The organism is Streptomyces sp. AM6-12, assembly GCF_044327085.1.
Classification (GTDB): Bacteria; Actinomycetota; Actinomycetes; order Streptomycetales; family Streptomycetaceae; genus Streptomyces.
The window spans coordinates 1-20,250 of sequence record NZ_JBIQWN010000002.1; the positions used below are offsets into that span (position 1 = coordinate 1).

Here is a 20,250-nt window from a genome sequence, read left to right on the forward strand (position 1 = left end):
GTCGGCGTGGGCCGGCTGCTGGACCGGGCGCTGCGCGCGATGGGCGTCGTACCGGACGCGGTCGCCGGGCACAGCGTCGGCGAGTGGACGGCCATGGCGGCGGCCGGAATCTACTCCCCGGACCAAGTCGACGCCTTCATGGCGGAGTTCGACCCGGACGCGCTGACCGTCCCCGGCCTCGCCTTCGCCGCGATCGGCACCTCCGCCGCACAGGTGGGCACGGCGCTCGCCGACGCCTGGGCGGGCTCCGGGATCGTGCTCTCCCACGACAACGCGCCCCGCCAGTCGATGGTCTGCGGGCCGGACTCGGCGGTCGAGGACCTCGTACGGTCCTTCCGCGCGCAGGGCGTGATCTGCCAGGTGCTGCCCTTCCGCTCCGGCTTCCACACCCCGATGCTCGAACCGTACCTCGCCCCCATCCAGGATGCCGCCGACCGCTTCCGGCTGCACCCGCCGGGCGTCCCGGTGTGGTCCGGCACGATCGCGCGGCCGTTCCCGGCGGCCGAGTCGGCCGTGCGCGCGCTGTTCGTGCGGCACCTGCTCGAACCCGTCCGCTTCCGCGAACTGACCGAGGCCCTCTATGCCGCCGGACACCGCGTCTTCGTCCAGCCCGGCCCCGGCCGCCTCACCTCGCTGATCGACGACACCCTCGGGGACCGTGACCACCTCGCGGTCCCCGCGTGCTCGCCGCACCACGACGGCGTACCCCAACTCCGGCGAGTGGCAACGGCCTTGTGGGCGGCGGGGGCGGCGGTGGCACCGGCCCTGAGGGCGGCCGCCGCGACGGGGAGGGCCACGGCGGCGCCCGCGATCCTGGTGAACCCCGCGGGCGCCGACCGGCCGCCGGTCCGGCTCGACCTCGGCGGCGCGCTGGTGTCGCTCGACGGCGGCGTACTGGCAGAGCTGCGCGCGGAGCTGCGGCCCCCCGCGACACGTCCCGCCGACCCCACCCTGGCTGGCCGGGCGGCCGCCCTCGACGGTCTCGCGCCCCCGATCTCACCCGCCCTCGACACGCTCGCCGCCCGCTTCCCGGTCGCCGCCGAACTGTCCGCCCTGTTGTGGGACACCGCGGACACGGCGGCCGAGGTGATGGCGGCGGCGGGGGGTCGTACTCCGGCCGTACCCCGCCGTACCCCGGCCACGCACCAGCGCACGCCCCGCGCGACGACACCCGCACCCGCAGCCGCGACGGGCGCCCCTGGCCGCCCCGCACCCGCAGCTACGACGCGCACCCCCACCCACCCCGCACCGACAGCCGCGACGCGCACCCCCACCCGCCCCACACCCGAAACCCCCGTGCCACCCACCTCACCCCCCACGACCACCACCCTCCACATCTCCCCCCACTCCATGCCCCACCTCCTCGACCACTGCTTCTTCCCCCAACGTCCCGACTGGCCCGATATCGAGGACCGCTGGCCGGTCGTACCCGCGACCACGATCGTGCGGCACATGATGGACGCGGCGGAGGCGGCCGCGCCCGGAATGCGGGCGGTGGCGGTGCACGAGGCAAGGTTCGACCGGTGGCTGACCGCCGTACCCGCCGTGGACGTGCCGATCACGGTCACCCCGGTCACCGGACGCCCGCACCGCCTCGCCGTCGCCTTCGGCCCCACCGCCCGCGCCGTGATCGAACTCGCCGCCCACCACCCGGCACCGCCCCCGCCGGGGCCCCGCCCGGACGCCCCCGAGCGCCGCCCCGAGCACACCGCCGCGCAGCTCTACCGCGAGCGCTGGATGTTCCACGGCCCGGGCTTCCAGGGCCTGACCGAACTGTCCGCGATCGGCGAGCGGCACGTCCGCGGGGTGATCACCGCGCCTGCCGCCCCCGGCGCCCTGCTGGACAACGTGGGCCAGTTGCTCGGCTACTGGATCATGGCGACCCGTACCGAGCGGACCGTCGTCTTCCCCGTGCGGATGCGGCGGATGACGTTCCACGGGCCGCAACCGGGACCCGGCACGCGGATCGACTGCCTGGTGCGGATCACTTCCCTCACCGACACCCTCCTCGAAGCCGACGCGCAGCTCACCGCCGGCGGCCGGGTGTGGGCCGTGCTCGACGGCTGGCAGGACCGCCGCTTCGACAACGACCCCACGACCCGCCCCGTCGAACGCTTCCCCGAGCGCCACACCCTCTCCGCGCCGCAGCCCGGCGGCTGGACGCTGCTGCACGAGCGCTGGCCCGACCTCGCCTCCCGCGAGCTGATCATGCGCAACTCGCTGGGCAGCGCCGAGCGTTCGCAGTACGCCGCCCATCCGCCCCGCGGGCGCCGCCAGTGGCTGCTGGGCCGGATCGCGGTCAAGGACGCGGTACGGCGCTGGCTGTGGGAGCAGGGCGAGGGGCCCGTCTTCCCGGCCGAGATCCGGGTCCACAACGACGCGGCCGGCCGCCCCCGCGTCACCGGTGTGCACGGCCGGACCCTGCCCCCGCTGGACGTCTCCCTCGCCCACCGGGCCGAGGCGGGCGTCGCGATCGTACGACCGCGCGACCCGCACAGCGGCTCCGGCTCCGGCTCCAGCTCCGGCATCGGCATCGACATCGAGGAGGTCGCCGAACGCGAGCCCGCCACCCTCGCCACCGCGCTCGGACCGGACGAACTCCGGCTGCTTCGGGCGCAGTCGGGCCCGGAGGCCGAGTGGTTCACCCGGTTCTGGGCCGCCAAGGAAGCCGTCGCCAAGGCCGAGGGCACCGGATTCGGCGGCCGGCCACGGGACTTCAGGGTCCTGGAGGCCACCCCCGACGGCAGCCGGCTGCTCGTCGCCGGCCGGCTCGCTCCCGCCTACCCCGTCCACTGCGCCCATGCGGCCAACCCGCTCACGCTGGCGCCCCGCGCGTACGTCGTGGCCTGGACCACCGGGCCCACCACCGAACCCACCGCGGTCAGTACCCGGCCCACCCCCGAAGCCGCCGCATTCCACGATCCCGCAGCCGAGGAGACCCCCCGATGAATCCCCCGCTCATCCCCACCCAGCCGGCCCCCGAGGCCGTCCTCGCCGACATCACCGGCATGCTCCGCGAGGTCCTGGCCGAGTACGGCGACGACGACACGGTCATCGGCATGTCCACCACCTTCAACCGCGATCTGGAACTGGAGAGCATCGACCTGGTCACCCTGGCCGGGCTCATGGAGGAGCGGTACGGCGGGCGGGTCAACCTCGCCGAGTTCCTGGCCGGGATGGAGTTCGACGAGATCATCGAGCTGACCGTCGGCAGGCTCGTGGAGTACGTGGTGTGGAGCCTGCGCACCGCGCAGGCGGACTGAGCCATGGCGATGGTCGACGCCAACGGCATCCGGCTGCACGTCCAGCGCATGGCCCCCGCGGGGGGCGGCACCCCGCACGGCACGGTCGTACTGGTGCACGGGCTGCTCACGGACAGCCTGGCCAGCTACTACTTCACCGTCGCCCCCGCATTCGCCGCGGCCGGGCTGGACGTGGTCATGTACGACCTGCGCGGCCACGGCCGCAGCGAACGCCCGCGCGAGGGTTACACGTTGGACCACAACATCGACGACCTCACCGCTCTCCTCGACCGCCTCGGCATCACCGGTCCCGTGCATCTCGTCGGCAACTCCTACGGCGGGACCGTCGCGTTCGGCTACGCGGCGCGTGACCCCGAGCGCGTCGCCACCCTCACCCTCGTGGAGTCCGAACCCGCCACCCCAGCCTGGGCGAGCAAACTCGGCGGCATCCTGCACCGCGTGGTCACCCAGCTCGCGCACAACGAGCGGGACGCGATCGCCTGGATCACCGCCCACCGCGGCCACAACACCGCGCGCCTCGCCAAGGGCGCCGCCCGGCTCGCGCGGGAGACCAGCCTCGGCCGGGACATCCCCGCCAGCCGGGTGCACACCGACGCCGAGATCGCCGCCGTACGCTGCCCGGTCCTCGGGGTGTACGGCGGCGACTCCGACCTCGCGGACCTGATCCCGCTGCACGAGGCCCGGCTGCCGGACTTCCGCCCGGTGGTGCTGCCGGGCCACGAGCACTCGGTGCTGGTGGAGGCGCCCGGCGTGGTCGGCGGGCACATCCTGGACCTGATCCGGGCCGGCGCGGGTGCCGTGCGGTGAGCGGTTTCCTCTTCGTCGTACCGCCGCTGACCGGCCACATCAACCCGGCCGCCGGGGTCGCCGACCGGCTCGCCGCGCGCGGCCACCGGGTGGCCTGGGCCTGCGCCGATCCGGGCCTGGTGCACCGGCTCGCGGGCCCCGGCGCCCCGGTGTTCGGCTGCGCGGGCCCGGTGCCGGGCGCCGACGGCGTCGTACGGCCTCCGGACCTGCGCGGCGCGGAGGCGCTGAAGTTCCTGTGGGAGCGGTACCTGCTGCCGCTCGCCGAGGCGATGGCGCCCGGAGTGCGCGCGGCCGTCGAGGAGTTCCGCCCGGACGTGGTGGTCGCCGACCAACAGGCCTTCGCCGGGGCCCTGGTGGCCGAGCGGCTGGGTCTGCCCTGGGCCACCTCCGCGACCACCTCGGCCGAATTCAGCGGCGCCTACGACGGGTTGCCCAAGGTCGCCGAATGGCTGCGGCGGCGGCTGGCCGAGCTGCGCGACCGCCTCGGCGATCCCTCGGGCACCGCCGACCCGCGCGCCTCGCCCCACCTCCTGCTGATCTTCAGCAGCCCCGGACTCGTCGGCCCCCAAGCCCCCTCGGGGCCGCACATCCACTATGTCGGCCCCTCCCTCGCCGGCCGCCCGCACCGCCCCGGCTTCCCCTGGGAGTGGCTGACTCCCGGCCGCGCGGAGGTCCTGGTCACCCTCGGCACCGCCAACGCCGACGCCGGAGGCCGCTTCCTCGCCGCCTGCCGGGAGGCGCTGCGCGACCGCGCCGACCGGGTGCAGGCGGTGCTGGTCGATCCGGGCGGCGTGCTGCCCGCCGAGGACGGCGGCAAGGACGTGCTGATCCTGCCCTCCGTGCCCCAACTCGCCCTGCTGGAACGGATGGACGCGGTGATCTGTCACTCGGGCCACAACACCGTGTGCGAGGCGCTGTGGCACGGCGTCCCGCTCGTCGTCGCCCCCATCCGGGACGACCAGCCGGTGATCGCCGCGCAGGTCGTGGACGCGGGGGCCGGGCTCCGGGTCAAGTTCGGCCGGGTCACCGCGGACCGGCTGGGCAGCGCCCTCGACACCGTGCTGCACGACCCCGCCCACCGGGCCGCCGCCGCCCGCGTCCGCACCGCCTTCCGCGCGGCCGGCGGCGCCCCCGCCGCGGCCGACCACCTGGAACGACTCGCAACGGAGAGCCGATGAGCGACCCCAGCGACAAGCGGGCGAAGGCCGAACGCGTCGCCGCCCTGCGCCCTGCCTACCGAGCCGACCTCGCCTCCGGCGCCGCCCGCTTCCTCGGCGCCCGCCGCACCACCTGTCCCTGGTGCGGCTCGGACCGGCTGGACAACCGGCTGCGCACCACCGACCTGCTCCAGCACAAGCCCGGCCGCTTCACCCTGGACCGCTGCGCCGGCTGCGGGCACATCTTCCAGAACCCCCAACTCACCGAAGCCGGGCTGGAGTTCTACTACCGGGACTTCTACGACGGACTCGGCGAGCAGCGGATGAGCGGCACCTTCGGCGGGCGCACCGCCATGTACGAGGGCCGCGCCCGCGCCATGCTGCCGTACGACCCCGCGCCGAAGACCTGGCTGGACGTCGGCACCGGACACGGCCACTTCTGCGCGAGCGCCCGCAGCGTGCTGCCCGGCACCTCCTTCGAGGGGCTGGACTTCACCGACGGCGTCGAACTCGCCGCCCGCGAGGGTCGGATCGACCGCGCCCACCGCGGCGCCTTCCCCGACCTCGCCCCCGAACTCACCGCCCGCTACGACGTGGTGAGCATGTTCCACTACCTGGAGCACAGCACCGACCCCGACCGCGAACTGCGCGCCGCCCACCAGGCCGTACGCCCCGGCGGCCACCTCCTCATCGAGGTCCCCGACCCGGACAGCCGCTACGCCCGCCTCCTCGGCCGCTGGTGGCTGCCCTGGCTCCAGCCGCAGCACCTGCACTTCGTCCCGGTCGGCAATCTGCGCCGCCGGCTCACCGAACTCGGCTTCACCGTACTCGCCGAGCAGCACGCCGAGCCGCACGACCCGGTCGATCTGCTCGCCGCCGTCTGGCTGGCCCTGGACCACACTGCGCCCCGAGAGGACGCCCCCTGGCTGCCCGAGCCCCCCGGCGCGGCGCGCCGCGCCCTGCGCACCACGCTCCTGCTCGCCGGGGTGCCCGCCCTGCTCACCGCCACCCTCCTCGACCGCCTCGCCATCCGCCCGCTCGCCCACCGACTCCACCTCGCCAACGCCTACCGCCTGGTGGCCCGCCGGGAGTGAACGCGCCCCGGCTCACAGCACCTTGGACCGGATCAGCGCCGACAGCACCAGCGCGCCCGGCAGCAGCGGCAGCCAGTCCGTCACCACCCGGTAGCCGATCACGGTCGCCGTGGCGGGGGCGGGCTCCGCGCCGAAGGCGACCAGCGTCCACACCAGCGCCGCGTCCACCGCCACCCCGCCGGGCACCGGGGCCGCGCCCACCGCCGTGCCGGCCGCCAGGAACGCCAGCGCCACCTCCGCCCAGGACAGTCCGAGCCCGAGCGCGGCCCCGACGCAGCCGAGCGCGCCCGCTGCACCAGCGGCATCGCCACCGCCCCGCCCCACAGCGCCAGCGCCCGGCAGGGCCGCGCGTGCACCACCCGGACATCGGCGAGCGCGGTGCGCACCAGGGCGGTCACCGGCCGCCGCAACGGCCGTACGACCGTCAGCAGCACCCCCGCCCCGGCGACCACCCCGCACGCGACCGCCGCCACCGGCACCAGCTCCGTGCCGTCCGGCACCAGAGCGGCCAGGCGCCGCAAGGCCGGCGAGAGGGCCAGGAACACCAGCAGCACCAGGGTCTTCGACACGCCTTTGACCAGCGAGTACAGGCCGATCGACGCGGTGGCCCGGTCCAGCGGCACCCCGCGCGCCCGCAGGAAGCGCACGGTCACGGCATGCGCGCCGAGCCCGCCGGGCAGCGCGTGGTTCGCGGCACCCGCGGCGAACTGCGAGGCCAGCAGGAGCCCCGCCGGCAGCCGGTCGGGCAGCGCGCCCTGCCGTACACAGGAGGCCGCCACCCAGGTCAGGCACGTACAGCCGACCCCGGCCAGCAGCCAGCCGGGATCGGCCGCGACGAGCCGCGGTACCCCCTCGTACACCACGGGCCGGTTCGCGACGGCCCAGCACAGCGCGATCAGCAGCGGGGCCAGACACAGGGCGAGGCGCAGGGTCCGGCCGGAGATCGAGGGGGCGGCGATCCGGGCCGGAGCCTCGGGTACAGGAGCGGTGACGAGAGGAGACGGTACGGACACGGGGACGTCGTCCTTCCGCGGCGGGGCCCGGCGGGCGGGCGGTGCGGTCCAGACCGGGGGGAGCCTTCCCGCGCCGGATGACACCGGGATGTCCGAGAACCCAACGCTCGGGGGCGGACCGGTGCCGTACGCCGCGCGGCCGGTCACCGCCGACCGGGTAGCCTTTCTTGGGGAGCGCTTTACACAGCGCTGCCCGCCAAGGTCAGCGGCAGGGGAGGATCCCGCGGTGCACGTCCAGGAATGGCTCGACTCGGTCCCGGCGGTAGCCGTCTACGCCGTGGTGGCCCTGGTGATCGGCGTCGAGAGCCTCGGCATCCCGCTGCCCGGCGAGATCGTCCTCGTGTCGGCGGCGCTGATGTCCTCCCAGCACTCCCACATCAACCCGCTGATCCTCGGCGCGTGCGCCACCGCGGGCGCGGTGATCGGCGACTCCATCGGCTACGCCATCGGCCGCAAGGGCGGCCGGCCGCTGCTGGCCTGGCTGGGCGGGAAGTTCCCGAGGCACTTCGGCGAGGCCCATGTGGCGACCGCCGAGCGCTCCTTCCAGAAGTGGGGCATGTGGGCCGTCTTCTTCGGCCGCTTCATCGCCCTCCTGCGCATCTTCGCGGGCCCCCTCGCCGGCGTCCTGCACATGCCCTACTGGAAGTTCCTGATCGCCAACATCCTCGGCGGCGTCTGCTGGGCCGGCGGCACCACCGCCGCCGTGTACTACGTGGGCGTCGTCGCCGAGGGCTGGCTGAAGAAGTTCTCCTACGTGGGCCTGGCCGCCGCCGTCGTCATCGGTCTCGCCACGATGCTGATCGTCAGGCGCAAGACCAAGCGGACCCAGCAGGAACTGTCCGAGCGGGAACCTGTCAACGCCGGCGAGTGACAGCGCCCCCATCCCGATCAGGCAGTCGTCCCCGACCGCGGCCCGTGCACGACCGCGCCGTACCAGACACTCGCCCCCGCGCCCAGCGTCACGTCGCCGATCACCGAGGCCGTCGGCGCCGCGAACGCCTCCGCGTCGACCCGCGGCTCCTTGCCGCCGCAGGACAGAGGGTGGGGCAAAGATCACAGCGGTCCGGCCTCTCGCCGGACGCAACCCGTGAGTAACGTGACCCCGTGCCGAAGCGCAAGAACACGTTCTCATCCTGGCGCCATGGCCTGGCCCAGCGTGCCGTCCACGCGGCCTGGGCCTGGGCCCAGCGGGCCGGCTCCGTCACGGCGGAGCATCCCGGATGCCTCCGCTTCGGCGCCATCGGCGAGGCCACCCGGCTCGCCTTCCCGCTCGGCACGGTCTTCGGCGAACCCTGGATCCGCCTCGGCTCCCACTGCATCATCGCCGAACAGGTCACCCTGACCGCCGGTCTGATGCCCGACCTGGACCTCGGCCCGGACCCGATCCTGCGCATCGGCGACGGCGTGGTGCTCGGCCGCGGCAGCCACGTCATCGCGGACACCACGGTGACCATCGGCCGCGACTGCTACTTCGGGCCGTACGTCTACGTCACCTCCACCAACCACTCCTACGACGACCCGCACGAGCCCATCGGCCGGCAGTGGCCCCGCATGGAGCCCGTGGAGATCGGCCCCGGCTGCTGGATCGGCACCGGCGCGGTGATCCTGCCGGGCGCGCGGATCGGCCGGAACGTCGTGGTCGCCGCCGGTGCCGTGGTGCGCGGCACGGTGCCCGACCACGCCGTGGTGGCCGGCGCTCCCGCCAGGGTCGTACGGCGCTGGACGCCCGAGGACGGCTGGCAGCCGCCGCTGCGGACCCCCGCCCCGATGCCGGTCCCGGACGGGGCGACCCCGGCGCAGCTGCGGGCGCTGGCCGGTCTCGACGAGTCCGCGGTGGCCCGGCTCGCCGAGCTGGAGACCGAGGGCTGAGCCCTCAGCCGGTGGCCAGCAGCACCGTGCCCAGCAGGGCGAGGCCCGCGCCCGCCGCCTGGACGGCGCGCAGCCGCTCGCTGAGGAAGCCGCGGGCGGCCAGCGCGGTCACCACCGGGTAGAGCGAGGCGAGGACGGCGGCCACGGTGACCGGGCCGTGCTGGGCGGCGATGGCGTAGGTGCCGTTGGCCGCCACATCGGCGAGACCCACGAAGGCCAGCGCGGGCAGCGAGCGGTAGGGGAAGCCGCCCTGTGGCAGGGCGGTGCCGCCGCGCCGCAGGGAGACGGCGAGCACCGCTCCGCCCACCGCGACATTGGTCAGCCGCTGTACGAACAACGCGAGGCACAGGCCGGTGACCGTGGTGGACGCCTCGGCGATCAGGGCGAACACCGTGCCGAAGCCGAGCGCCGCGACCAGCGTCAGCAGGACCGTGCGCCGCTCCACCGGCGCGCCGCGCAGCTGGGGTCCGCCCGCGAGGACGACACCGCCGACGGCGACCGCGATGCCCGCGAACTGGAGCAGCCCCGGACGCTCGCCGAGGATCAGGCCCACGCCGACCGGTACGACGACGCTCAGCGTGGCGAGCGGCGAGACGACGCCCATCGGGCCGAGTGCCAGGGCCTTGTAGAAGGCGAGCAGGGCGATCGGACCGACCAGGCCCGCCGCGAACGCGAACCACAGCCGGGGCCCGGCCGCGCCCCAGGCGCCCGTGGCGGTGACGATCGCGCCGAGTACGGCCGCCGCGATGGCCTGCGAGACGACGACCACGGTGAGCGCCGGCGTCCTTCGTGTCAGCAGCCCGCCGCCGAAGTCGGCCAGCCCCCACAGCAGGCTGGTGGTCAGGGCGAAGAACGCCGTCACGATACCTCGCAGTACAGTTTGTTGGACGAACGGGTGCGCTCCACCGTAGTTCAGTCAACTGGACCGCGTCATCCAAGGAAGTGAACCATCTCGGATATCGGACGGAACGTGTCGGACCTCGAATTGCTCACCCAGTCCCTGGCGCGCAACGTCAGGCACTGGCGTTCGGTGCGCGGTTTCACCCTGGACGTGCTCGCCGCCCGCGCGGGGGTCAGCCGCGGCATGCTGATCCAGATCGAGCAGGCCCGCACCAACCCGAGCATCGGCACCATCGTCAAGATCGGCGACGCGCTCGGCGTCAGCGTCACCACCCTGCTCGACTACGAGCGCGGGCCCCGCGTCCGCATCGTCCCCGCCGAACGGGCGGTGCGGCTGTGGCGCACCGCCGCCGGCAGCTACAACCGGCTGCTCGCGGGCACCGAGGCGCCCGGCCCGCTGGAGATGTGGGACTGGAGGCTGATGCCCGGCGACGAGAGCCCGGCGGAGCCGCACCCGCCCGGCACGGTGGAACTGGTCCATGTCACGGCGGGTGAGCTGACCCTCACGGTCGACGGCGAGGACCACCTCGTGCCGACCGGCGCCAGCGCCACCTTCGAGGCCGGTGTCCCGCATGTCTACGCCAACCGCGGCGAGGTCCCGATGGAGATGATGATGGCCGTCTCGGTGCCGCCCGTGCAGTGATCTCCGCGCCCGCCCGTGCACTGAGATGCCCCTGCGCCGTCCCGCCGCGCCTTGTTAGCGTGCGGCCATGCGCGCACCCATCGGAGACTTCGAGACCGCGACCCCGGTGACCGACTGCCTGGCCGAGCTGACCGAGCCGGTGGCGTGGGCGGTGCGGAACTGGACCGCCGGGATGCCCGCCGACCGCGTCCTGTACGTAGACACCGACCCGGAGTGGGCGGACACCGCCGTCTTCGTGCAGCACTACGGCAGCGATCTGCCCGAGCGGTCGGCGAACTGCGTGGTGGTCGCCGCCAAGCGGGCCGGCGAGACCACGCTCGCCGCGTGCCTGGTGCTGTCCACCACCCGAGCCGACGTCAACGGCACGGTCCGCCGCCGACTGGGCGCCCGCAAGGCGTCGTTCGCCCCGATGGACACGGCGACGGGGCTGACCGGGATGGAGTACGGCGGCATCACCCCGATCGGACTGCCCGCCGACTGGCCCCTGCTGGTGGACTCTGCCGTCGTGGACCTGCCCTACGTCCTGGTCGGCAGCGGCCGCCGACGCGGCAAACTGCTGGTACCGGGCAAGGTCTTCGCGGAGCTGCCGGGGGCGGTGGTACTGGAGGGGCTGGGTGTGGCCTGACCCAGAACCCCGACGCGACGGTGCCCCGTCAGCCGCGGACGGCCGACGGGGCACCAGGACGGGCTCCGGCTCAGTGCGCCGGCGCGTCCGTCACGACGACCTCGTCGATGCTGCGCTCGATCGCCTCCGTGCTGGAGGCGGCGGCCTTGGCCCAGTAGTAGATGCCGAGAGAGAAGACCGTGATGACCAGGATGTCCCAGTACAGCTTGATGTGGCCCTGGCTGCCCACGCCGAAGCTGCCCTGCCAGGAGATCAGGCCGATGCCCAGCAAGTAAACCGGCAGCCACTGCGCGGCCTTGAAGTCCATCCGGGGGGCGTCGGGCCGGCCCTTGTGGTTGGCCCACAGGGCGTAGGAGCCCATCAGCACGTAGCCGAGCAGGATGGCGAAGGCCAGCCGCCACAGCGTGTCCCAGCCGCTCCAATAGATGATCAGGTTGGCGACAACGAAGGACACGGGCGAGATGATCTTGCCGAAGGGCAGCCGGTAGGGGCGCTCGAAGTGCGGCAGGCGGTCGGCGAACACGCCGTAGGCCAGCGGGGCACCGGCGTACATGAGCACGCTCGCCGAGGTGATGAAGCTGACCAGCCTGTGCCAGCTCGGGAACGGCAGGAAGCAGAGGATGCCGGTGACGAAGGTGACGATCAGGCCGATCCACGGCACGCCGCGCTTGTCGGTCTTGGTGAGCGCCTTCGGGGCGTAGCCGTTCTTGGCCAGCCCGTAGGAGACGCGGGAGGTGGCGGTGGTGTAGATCAGGCCGGTGCCACCGGGGGAGATGATCGCGTCGACGTAGAGCACCCAGCCCAGCCAGCCGAGGCCGACCAGGGTCGCGAGGCCCGCCCAGGGGCCGCTGATGCCGGCGTATGCCAGCTTCCCCCAGCCGTGCGCGAAGGAGGCGTGCGGCAGCGCGGCGACGAACACGATCTGGAGCAGGATGTAGATGCCGGCGCCGATGGCGACCGAGCCGAGCGTGGCGCGAGGCAGGTCACGCTTCGGGTTGCGGCTCTCACCGGCCAGCTGGATCGCCTGCTCGAAGCCGAGCAGCGCGAAGATGATGCCGCTGGAGCTGATCGCGCCCAGCATGCCCTTGACGCCGAACGGGGCGAAGCCCTCCGAGGTGAAGTTGGCGACGTGGAAGTTGCCGACGGCGATGATGAAGATCGCGGCGAGCGGGATCGCGATCTTCCACCAGGTGGCGGCGCTGTTGGTGTGCGCCAGGGCGCGGACGCCGAAGAAGTTGACGCCCACGAAGACGGCCATGAGCACGACTGCAGTAACGATTCCGCTGGTGGTCAGCGTCTGGTCGGCGTTCTCCAGCCCCTGCGCGAACTTCCAGTGACCGGCGTAACCGATCATCGCCTCGACCTCGATGGGGGCGACGGTGGCCGCCTGGAGCCAGGAGAACCAGCCGAAGGACATGCCGGCCAGGCCGCCGAAGGCGTAGTGCGGGTAGCGCGCCGTACCGCCCGCCACCGGGAACATGCCGCCCAGCTCGGCGTGCACGAGCGCCAGCAGGACGATGGCCACCGTGCCGATCACCCACGAGATGATCGCCGCGGGGCCGGCCACGACGACGGCCTGCTCGGCGCCGTAGAGCCAGCCGGAGCCGATGATGGACCCCACGGAGGCCCACATCAGGCCGATGAGTCCGACGTCGCGGCGCAGACCCCCGGACTCACTCGTGGCTACCGGTGCAGCCTGATCGACTTTCGTCATGCAAGTGGCCTCTCAGATCGTAAACGCAGTTTTAACGGGGAGGGAGGCCACAGGCTAGGAACGGTTTCCTCGTCGGCAAAAGACTGCTTACCAAAACTTGACCCAGGATCTTGTCCGCCTTGGGGACAGGGTTTTCACAGCTCAGAGGCTACAGCCGAATGTCAATATTCACCACTGAATTGTGATGAAGAAGTTCTGACACTAGGGCAGGCGTGGAATTTCGATCGCCGGACAGCGGTCCATGACCATGTCCAGACCGGCCGCACGGGTGCGATCGCAAGCTGCTTCGTCGACGACGCCGAGCTGGAACCAGACCGCCTTCGCACCCTTCGCCACCGCCTCGTCGGCCACCACGCCCGCCAGCGCACTGTTGACGAAGACGTCCACCACGTCGACGTCGAAGGGGATGTCCGCGAGGGAGGCGTAGCCCTGCTCGCCGTGCACCGTCTCCGCCTTCGGGTGCACCGGCACGATCCGCTTGCCGTACCGCTGGAGCACCTGGGCCACGCCGTACGCGGGCCGGGCGGAATTGCCGGACAGACCGACCACCGCCCAGGTATCGCCCCGTTCGGTCAGAATCCTGCGAATCGCCGCCTCTTCGTCGTACACGTCCGCCTCCTGTGTGGTGATTTCCGATGCCGTCAACCGGCCTCCGAAAGCGCTGATTCCCGTCCCCCTACCCCTCCACGGTGACCGGAATCGGCGCGCGGTGCCAGCGCACGGGCCCGCGCGCGCCTACGCTCGGCCCGTGCTGCGCATCCTCGACGCCCGAACCGGCGAGTCCGTCGCCGCCACGCCCGCCCGCCGCGGCCTGACCCGCGTCGAGGCCCGTGCCCCCGGTCCCGATCTCACGTCCCTGCGGGTGCTGCTGACCGCCGACCTCCTTGCCCGCGCCCTCGAACTGAACGGGCTCCAGGCCTGGCCGACCGCCCCCGGCCAGGCACCGGAACTGCGCACCGCCGCCGACGCCCTCGCCGTCCGCCCCTTCGAGGAGGCGCACGGGCCGGGGCTCGCCGAGGCGGGCGTCGTGCGGGTGACGGCGGGGGAGGTGGACCCGGCCGCCGCGGAGGGGCCGGTGGTGGCCGTGGCGCCGGTGGTGTGGGCGGGCGAGCCGGGGGCCCCGCTGTCGGACCTGCTCACCGACCCGACCGCCCTGCGCCTCGCCCTGCTCTCCGTCCCCCACGGGGAGACCGTCACGCTGGACGAGGCCGCCCTGAGCCGGGCCGCCGAGCGGCTGGCCGGATGGCGGCGGGACGTGGCCGGATGGGCGCGCCGGCCCTCGCGGCCCGTGCCGGAGGCGGTGCGCGAGCGGCTCACCGAGGCGTGGGAGGACGACCTGGACATGCCGGGCGTGCTGGAGGCGCTGGTGCAGGCCGCGGCCGATCCCGCGGTGGCCGACGGCGCCCGGTTCGAGACGTTCGCCTACGCCGACCGGCTGCTCGCCCTCGAACTCACCCGCGACCTCGGGACCCTCGGGTGAGCGACCGCGCGGGCACCGGTCCGCTGCGCCGGCTCGTCGTGCTCAGACACGCCAAGTCGGCCTGGCCCCAGGGCGTGCCCGACCACCGCAGGCCGCTGGCGCCGCGCGGCCTGCGCGACGCCCCCGCCGCCGGGCGTGCCCTCGCCGGGGCCGACCTGCTGCCCGACCTCGCCCTGTGCTCCACCGCCGTACGCGCCCGCCAGACCTGGCAGCTCGCCTCCGGCGAATGGGGCACCCCGCCGCGGGTGCGCTACGAACCCCGCCTGTACGAGGCCGGCGTACCGGCCCTGCTGGAGGTCGTACGCGAGAGTCCGCCCGAGGTGAAGACGCTGCTCGTCGTCGGGCACAATCCGGGCCTGGAGGACCTCGTCCTGGCGCTGGCCGGGGACGGCCTGGACGACAGCCTGGAGCGGGTCCGCGCCAAGTTCCCCACCTCCGCGCTCGCCGTCCTCGCCTGGCACGGCGCCGGCTGGGCCGCCCTCGCACCGGGCGCCGCCCTGCTGACCTGGTTCACGGTGCCCCGCGGCAGGACCCACGCCCGGGGTGGGCCCGGCGCCTGCGCATAGGGCTGGCGGCGCCTGCGCATAGGCTGGCGGGATGCAGGACGAGTACCGCACAGTGGCCCACGCGGGCGTGCACGAGACCGAGATCAACCGTTCCCGCTTCCTGTGCGCCCTCGCCCCGGCCGCCACCGAGCAGGAGGCGCAGGACTTCATCGCGGCCGTCCGCAAGGAACACGCCGACGCCACCCACAACTGCTGGGCGTACGTCATCGGCGCCGACGCCTCCGTGCAGAAGGCCAGCGACGACGGCGAACCGGGCGGCACGGCCGGCGTCCCCATGCTCCAGATGCTGCTGCGCCGCGACATGCGGTACGTCGTCGCCGTCGTCACCCGCTACTACGGCGGTGTCAAGCTCGGCGCCGGCGGGCTCATCCGCGCCTACGGCGGCGCCGTGGGCGAGGCCCTGGACACCCTCGGCACCCGCACCCGGCGCCGCTTCCGGCTGGCCACGGTCACCGTCGACCACCAGCGCGCGGGAAAGCTCCAGAACGAACTGCGCGCCACCGGCCGCGAGGTCCGCGACGTCCGCTACGGCGAGGCCGTTGCCCTGGAGATCGGCCTGCCGGACGCCGACGTGGAGGCCTTCCGGGGGTGGCTCGCCGACGCGACGGCGGGCGCGGCCGCCTTCGAGCTGGGCGGCGAGGCGTACGGGGATGCCTGAGGGGCGGGTGCTCGGGGGCACCGGACGGGACGGACAAAAGGGGCGTAACGCCCTTATGGTGCGCCGGGTATGACGGGTGGTACGGCAGAGGCCGGCCGCGTTGTCACACCCGGCCGATACTCTCGGGAGCCATGAGACTCCTGCACACGTCCGACTGGCATCTCGGCCGGGCCTTCCACCGGGTGAGCATGCTCGGGGCCCAGGCCGCGTTCATCGGACACCTCGTGGCCACCGTGCGCGAGCGCGAGGTGGACGCGGTGGTCGTGTCGGGAGACGTGTACGACCGGGCGGTGCCCCCGCTGGCCGCCGTCGAGCTGTTCGACGACGCCCTGCACCGCCTCGCCGAGCTGGGCGTGCCCACGGTGATGATCTCGGGCAACCACGACTCGGCCCGCCGCCTCGGCGTCGGCGCCGGACTCATCGACCGCGCCGGCATCCACCTGCGCACCGAGCCGTCCGCCGTCGCCACCCCGGTGCTGCTCGCCGACGCCCACGGCGAGGTCGCCTTCTACGGGCTGCCGTACCTGGAACCCGCCCTGGTGAAGGACGAGTTCGGGGTCGCGAAGGCCGGACACGAGGCCGTCCTCGCCGCCGCCATGGACCGGGTCCGCGCCGACCTCGCGACCCGCCCCGCCGGCACCCGCAGCGTCGTCCTCGCGCACGCCTTCGTCACCGGCGGCCGGGCCAGCGACAGCGAGCGCGACATCACCGTCGGCGGGGTCGCCGCCGTACCGGCCGGGATCTTCGACGGCGCCGACTATGTCGCCCTCGGTCATCTACACGGCTGCCAGACCCTCACCGAGCGGGTCCGCTACTCCGGCTCCCCGCTCGCCTACTCCTTCTCCGAGGCCGACCACCGCAAGAGCATGTGGCTGATCGACCTCGCCGCCGACGGCGCCGTCACCGCCGAACGCATCGACTGCCCGGTGCCCCGCCCGCTGGCCCGCGTCCGCGGCACCCTGGAGGAGCTGCTCGCCGACCCGGACCTGGAGCGCCACGCCGACGCCTGGGTCGAGGCCACCCTCACCGACGCCGTCCGCCCGCCCGAGCCGATGGCCAGGCTCACCGAGCGCTTCCCGCACACCCTGAGCCTGGTCTTCGCCCCCGAACGCGCTCCCGACGACCCCCGGCACTCCTACGCCCGGCGCCTCGCGGGCCGCAGCGACCAGCAGATCGCCCAGGACTTCGTCGCCCACGTCCGGGGCGCCGGGCCCGACGAGCGGGAGGCGGCCGTGCTGCGCGAGGCGTTCGACGCCGTCCGCGCCGACGCCGCCGTCCGGGAGGTGGCCAAGTGAGGCTGCACCGGCTCGACATCACCGCCTTCGGGCCCTTCGGCAACGCCCAGAGCATCGACTTCGACGCCCTGTCCGCCGCCGGGCTCTTTCTGCTGCACGGCCCCACCGGCGCGGGCAAGACCTCCGTCCTGGACGCCGTCTGCTACGCGCTGTACGGCTCCGTCCCCGGCGCCCGCCAGAGCGCCGCGGGCCAGGGCATGAACCTGCGCAGCGACCACGCCGACCCCCGCACCCGTACCGAGGTCCGCCTCGAACTCACCGTCGCCGGGCGCCGGTTGGAGGTCACCCGGCAGCCGCCCTGGGAGCGGCCCAAGCTGCGCGGCAAGGGCACCACCGTCGACAAGGCCCAGACCTGGCTGCGCGAGTACGACGCCACGGCGGGCGCCTGGAAGGACCTCAGCCGCTCGCATCAGGAGATCGGTGCCGAGTTCGAGCAGCTGCTCGGCATGAGCCGCGAGCAGTTCTGCCAGGTCGTGCTGTTGCCCCAGGGGGACTTCGCCCGCTTCCTGCGCGCCGACGCCGAGGCGCGCGGGCGGCTGCTGGGCCGCCTCTTCGACACCCAGCGCTTCGCCGACGTGGAGAAGCGGCTCGCCGAACGCCGCCGCGCCGCCGAGGCACGGGTGCGCGAGGGCGACGCGGCCCTGCTCGCCGACGCGCACCGCATGCAGCAGGAGGCCGGCGACGCCATGGAACTGCCCGAGCTGGCGCCGGGCGAGCCCGGCCTGGCCGAGGCCGTGCTCGGCGCCGCCGCCGTCGCCCGCAGCACCGCCAGGGAACGCCTCGCCGGCGCCGAGAGCCGCCTCACCGCCGCCGAGTCCGCCCACACCGCGGCCCGCCGCACCCTGGACGGCATCCGCGAACTCGCCCGCCTCCAGAACCGGTTCGCCGAGGCGCGGCGACGAGCCGAACGCCTCCGGGAGCGGGCCGCCGAGCACCATGCCGACCAGGAGCGCATGGACCGCTCCCGCAAGGCCGAGGCGGTCGCGCCCGCGCTGGAGCTGCGCGAGGAGGCCGAGCGGGAACACCGCGCGGCCACCGCCGCGGAGGCCCGCGCCCGCGGTCCGCTGCCCCCGTCCCTCGCCGGCGCCGACGCGGGCGGACTCGCCGCCGCCGCGCGCCGCGCCGCCGAGGAGCTGGGCGGCCTCGACGCCGCCCGGCGCGCCGAGCGACGCCTCGCCGAACTGGCCGTGGAGCGCGCCGCGCTGGACCGGCAGGAACGCGCCGACGAGGACGCGCTGCGCGAGGCCGAGGCCTGGCTGGAGGGCTGGGAGGACATGCGTGCGGCGCTCCAGGCGCGCATCGACACCGCCCAGGAAGCAGCCACCCGCGCCGAACAACTCGCCGTCCGCCGCGAGCCGATGCGGCGCCGCCTGGCCGCGGCCCGCACCCGCGACACCCTCACCGGCGACCTGGAGACGGCCCGGCGACGTGCCCGGGAGGCCGCGCAGCGGGCCCTGGACGCCCGCGCCCACTGGCTCGACCTGAAGGAGCAGCGCCTCGACGGCATCGCCGCCGAACTCGCTGCCCACCTCACCGACGGCGCGCCCTGCGCGGTCTGCGGCGCCACCGAACACCCCGCGCCCGCCCGCAAAGACGCCGGACACGTGGACCGCGCGGCCGAGGAACGCGCCCACGCCGCCTCCCGGGAGGCCGACCGGCAGCACGCCGACGAGGAGCGGCGGGCGGGCGAGGTCGGCAAGGCCCTGGCCGTCGCCGTCGCCGAGGCCGGCGAGACACCCGCCGCGCAACTCGAAGTGGAAGCAGCGGAGTTGGAGCAGGAGTACGCCAGCGCCCACCGCGCCGCCTCCGCCCTGCACGCCGCCCGCGAGGAGCTGCGGCGCGCCGAGCAGGAGCGCGAACGGCGCCTCGGCGACCGGCAGCAGGGCGGCGTCCGGGCCGCCTCGCGCCTCACCCGGCGCGAGGCACTGGAGCGCGAACAGGACCAACTGCAAGCCGGGTTGGCGCAGGCGCGCGGCACCGCCGACAGCGTGGCCGCGCGCGCCGCCCAGCTGGAGCGGCGGGCGGTCCTGCTCACCGAGGCCGCCGACGCGGTACGCGCCGCCGAGGACGCCGCACAGCGCCTCAAGACCGCCGACGCCCGGCTCGCGGACGCCGCCTACCGGGCCGGTTTCGCAACGCCCCAGGAGGCGGCCGACGCCCTGCTCACCGATGCGGCCCACCGCGAACTCCAGCACCGGCTGGACGCCCGGCAGTCGGAGGAGGCCGCCGTACGCGCCGTACTGGCCGAGCCCGACACCGCGGCCGCGGCCCGGCGCCCGCCCGCCGAACCGGCCGACGCCGAGCGGGCCGCCGCCGCGGCCGAGCACCGGCTGCGGACGGCCGCCTCCGCCCGCGACGCCGCCGCCCGCTGCTGCGCCGAACTGGACCGCCTCTCCGCCCGCGCGACCGCGGCCGTGCGCCAACTGGCCCCGCTGCGCGAGGAGTACGACGGCATCGCCCGGCTGGCCGCCCTCACCGCGGGCACCTCCGCCGACAACGAGCGCAAGATGCGCCTGGAGTCGTACGTGCTCGCCGCCCGCCTGGAACAGGTCGCCGCCGCCGCGACCGCCCGGCTCCAGCGGATGTCCTCCGGGCGTTACACCCTCGTGCACTCGGACGACCGCAGCGGGCGAGGTCGCAGCGGGCTCGGGCTGCATGTCGTGGACGCCTGGACCGGGCGCGAGCGGGACACCGCCACCCTGTCCGGCGGCGAGACCTTCTTCGCCTCCCTCGCGCTCGCCCTCGGCCTCGCCGATGTCGTCACCGACGAGGCCGGCGGGGTGCGCCTGGACACCCTCTTCATCGACGAGGGCTTCGGCAGCCTGGACGACCAGACCCTGGACGAGGTCCTCGACGTCCTCGACGGCCTGCGCGAACGCGACCGCAGCGTCGGCATCGTCAGCCACGTCCCCGACCTGCGCCGCCGCGTCCACGCCCAACTGGAGGTCCTCAAGGGCCGGACGGGTTCGACGCTGCGGACGCGGGGAGTCTGAGCGGGGCGGCGCCACACATTCAAGCCTTCGCGCGCGAACTGCTCGAACTCGACGGCGCGTCCGTGCACACACTGCCCGCGGCGATCGTCAAAGCCTCCGCGGTGCTGGGTGCGGCCTGATCGCCTCGCCCAACCACCGCCCGTCTGGGGCTAGTTCGGCGGTTGTCGTGCGGG

At 74.4% G+C, this 20,250-nt stretch carries 18 protein-coding genes and 1 pseudogene; 14 read left to right on the forward strand and 5 right to left on the reverse strand.

Features of this window, described 5'->3' with window-relative positions; translation table 11 throughout:
• The 5 genes from ACE4Q9_RS28420 to ACE4Q9_RS28440 all read left to right on the forward strand — a co-directional run.
• On the forward strand, positions 1-2,949 hold a 2,949-nt coding region (locus ACE4Q9_RS28420; protein ID WP_397987359.1), incomplete at its 5' end, for a 4'-phosphopantetheinyl transferase superfamily protein.
• Positions 2,946-3,263, forward strand: a complete 318-nt coding sequence (locus ACE4Q9_RS28425; RefSeq protein ID WP_397987360.1) for an acyl carrier protein — start codon at positions 2,946-2,948, stop codon at positions 3,261-3,263. The genes ACE4Q9_RS28420 and ACE4Q9_RS28425, both read left to right, overlap by 4 nt.
• Before the next feature lie 3 nt (positions 3,264-3,266).
• Positions 3,267-4,070 (forward strand): alpha/beta fold hydrolase, encoded by an 804-nt coding sequence (locus ACE4Q9_RS28430; RefSeq protein ID WP_397987361.1) that lies wholly within the window; start codon positions 3,267-3,269, stop codon positions 4,068-4,070.
• Positions 4,067-5,248 carry a glycosyltransferase gene (locus tag ACE4Q9_RS28435; RefSeq protein ID WP_397987362.1) on the forward strand — a complete coding sequence of 394 codons (1,182 nt, stop codon included), beginning with the start codon at positions 4,067-4,069 and terminating at the stop codon, positions 5,246-5,248. The genes ACE4Q9_RS28430 and ACE4Q9_RS28435 overlap by 4 nt, the downstream gene beginning before the upstream one ends.
• Positions 5,245-6,321, forward strand: a complete 1,077-nt coding sequence (locus ACE4Q9_RS28440) for a class I SAM-dependent methyltransferase (RefSeq protein ID WP_397987363.1) — start codon at positions 5,245-5,247, stop codon at positions 6,319-6,321. Before ACE4Q9_RS28435 ends, ACE4Q9_RS28440 begins: the two co-directional genes overlap by 4 nt.
• 98 nt (positions 6,322-6,419) lie before the next feature.
• Here the strand turns inward: ACE4Q9_RS28440 and ACE4Q9_RS28445 are convergent, their stop codons facing one another.
• On the reverse strand, positions 6,420-7,334 hold the full coding sequence (locus tag ACE4Q9_RS28445; RefSeq protein ID WP_397987364.1) for a UPF0104 family protein: 915 nt from the start codon (positions 7,332-7,334) through the stop codon (positions 6,420-6,422).
• 226 nt (positions 7,335-7,560) lie between these two features.
• Here ACE4Q9_RS28445 and ACE4Q9_RS28450 point away from each other — a divergent pair, with 226 nt between their 5' ends.
• Entirely contained in the window at positions 7,561-8,205 is a 645-nt protein-coding gene (locus ACE4Q9_RS28450) for a DedA family protein (protein WP_397987365.1), read from the forward strand.
• Between the two features lie 41 nt (positions 8,206-8,246).
• Here the strand turns inward: ACE4Q9_RS28450 and ACE4Q9_RS28455 are convergent.
• Positions 8,247-8,384: pseudogene (locus ACE4Q9_RS28455) on the reverse strand (gamma carbonic anhydrase family protein); the annotation flags it as partial.
• A gap of 54 nt (positions 8,385-8,438) precedes the next feature.
• On the opposite strand from ACE4Q9_RS28455, the gene ACE4Q9_RS28460 reads away from it, so the two are divergent.
• On the forward strand, positions 8,439-9,203 hold the full coding sequence (locus ACE4Q9_RS28460; RefSeq protein ID WP_397987366.1) for an acyltransferase: 765 nt from the start codon (positions 8,439-8,441) through the stop codon (positions 9,201-9,203).
• A gap of 4 nt (positions 9,204-9,207) precedes the next feature.
• Here ACE4Q9_RS28460 and ACE4Q9_RS28465 read toward each other — a convergent pair whose 3' ends face one another.
• Entirely contained in the window at positions 9,208-10,065 is an 858-nt protein-coding gene (locus ACE4Q9_RS28465; protein WP_397987367.1) for an EamA family transporter, read from the reverse strand.
• 108 nt (positions 10,066-10,173) lie between these two features.
• Here ACE4Q9_RS28465 and ACE4Q9_RS28470 point away from each other — a divergent pair, with 108 nt between their 5' ends.
• Together ACE4Q9_RS28470 and ACE4Q9_RS28475 are read left to right on the forward strand one after the other, a co-directional pair.
• Positions 10,174-10,746: a helix-turn-helix domain-containing protein gene (locus ACE4Q9_RS28470; RefSeq protein ID WP_397987368.1), complete on the forward strand. Its 573-nt coding sequence runs from the start codon at positions 10,174-10,176 to the stop codon at positions 10,744-10,746.
• 67 nt (positions 10,747-10,813) lie between these two features.
• On the forward strand, positions 10,814-11,371 hold the full coding sequence (locus ACE4Q9_RS28475; RefSeq protein ID WP_397987369.1) for a YbaK/EbsC family protein: 558 nt from the start codon (positions 10,814-10,816) through the stop codon (positions 11,369-11,371).
• A 70-nt stretch (positions 11,372-11,441) separates the two neighbouring features.
• Here ACE4Q9_RS28475 and ACE4Q9_RS28480 read toward each other — a convergent pair whose 3' ends face one another.
• Entirely contained in the window at positions 11,442-13,085 is a 1,644-nt protein-coding gene (locus tag ACE4Q9_RS28480; RefSeq protein ID WP_397987370.1) for an APC family permease, read from the reverse strand.
• Positions 13,086-13,286: 201 nt separating this feature from the next.
• A complete protein-coding gene (locus ACE4Q9_RS28485; protein ID WP_397987371.1) occupies positions 13,287-13,694 on the reverse strand; it encodes a CoA-binding protein in 408 nt (135 codons plus the stop codon).
• A 139-nt stretch (positions 13,695-13,833) separates the two neighbouring features.
• On the opposite strand from ACE4Q9_RS28485, the gene ACE4Q9_RS28490 reads away from it, so the two are divergent.
• The 5 genes from ACE4Q9_RS28490 to ACE4Q9_RS28510 all read left to right on the forward strand — a co-directional run bounded on the left by ACE4Q9_RS28490 (position 13,834) and on the right by ACE4Q9_RS28510 (position 20,077).
• Positions 13,834-14,565, forward strand: coding sequence for a hypothetical protein (locus tag ACE4Q9_RS28490; RefSeq protein ID WP_397987372.1), 732 nt, complete (start codon positions 13,834-13,836; stop codon positions 14,563-14,565).
• Positions 14,562-15,131: a SixA phosphatase family protein gene (locus ACE4Q9_RS28495; protein WP_397987373.1), complete on the forward strand. Its 570-nt coding sequence runs from the start codon at positions 14,562-14,564 to the stop codon at positions 15,129-15,131. Before ACE4Q9_RS28490 ends, ACE4Q9_RS28495 begins: the two co-directional genes overlap by 4 nt.
• Before the next feature lie 31 nt (positions 15,132-15,162).
• Entirely contained in the window at positions 15,163-15,789 is a 627-nt protein-coding gene (locus ACE4Q9_RS28500; protein ID WP_397987374.1) for a YigZ family protein, read from the forward strand.
• Between the two features lie 131 nt (positions 15,790-15,920).
• The gene (locus ACE4Q9_RS28505; RefSeq protein WP_397987375.1) at positions 15,921-17,084 is read left to right on the forward strand and encodes an exonuclease SbcCD subunit D; all 1,164 of its coding nucleotides are present in this window, start codon (positions 15,921-15,923) and stop codon (positions 17,082-17,084) included.
• Positions 17,081-20,077 (forward strand): AAA family ATPase, encoded by a 2,997-nt coding sequence (locus ACE4Q9_RS28510; protein WP_397987376.1) that lies wholly within the window; start codon positions 17,081-17,083, stop codon positions 20,075-20,077. The genes ACE4Q9_RS28505 and ACE4Q9_RS28510 overlap by 4 nt, the downstream gene beginning before the upstream one ends.
• Positions 20,078-20,250: the final 173 nt, after the last annotated feature.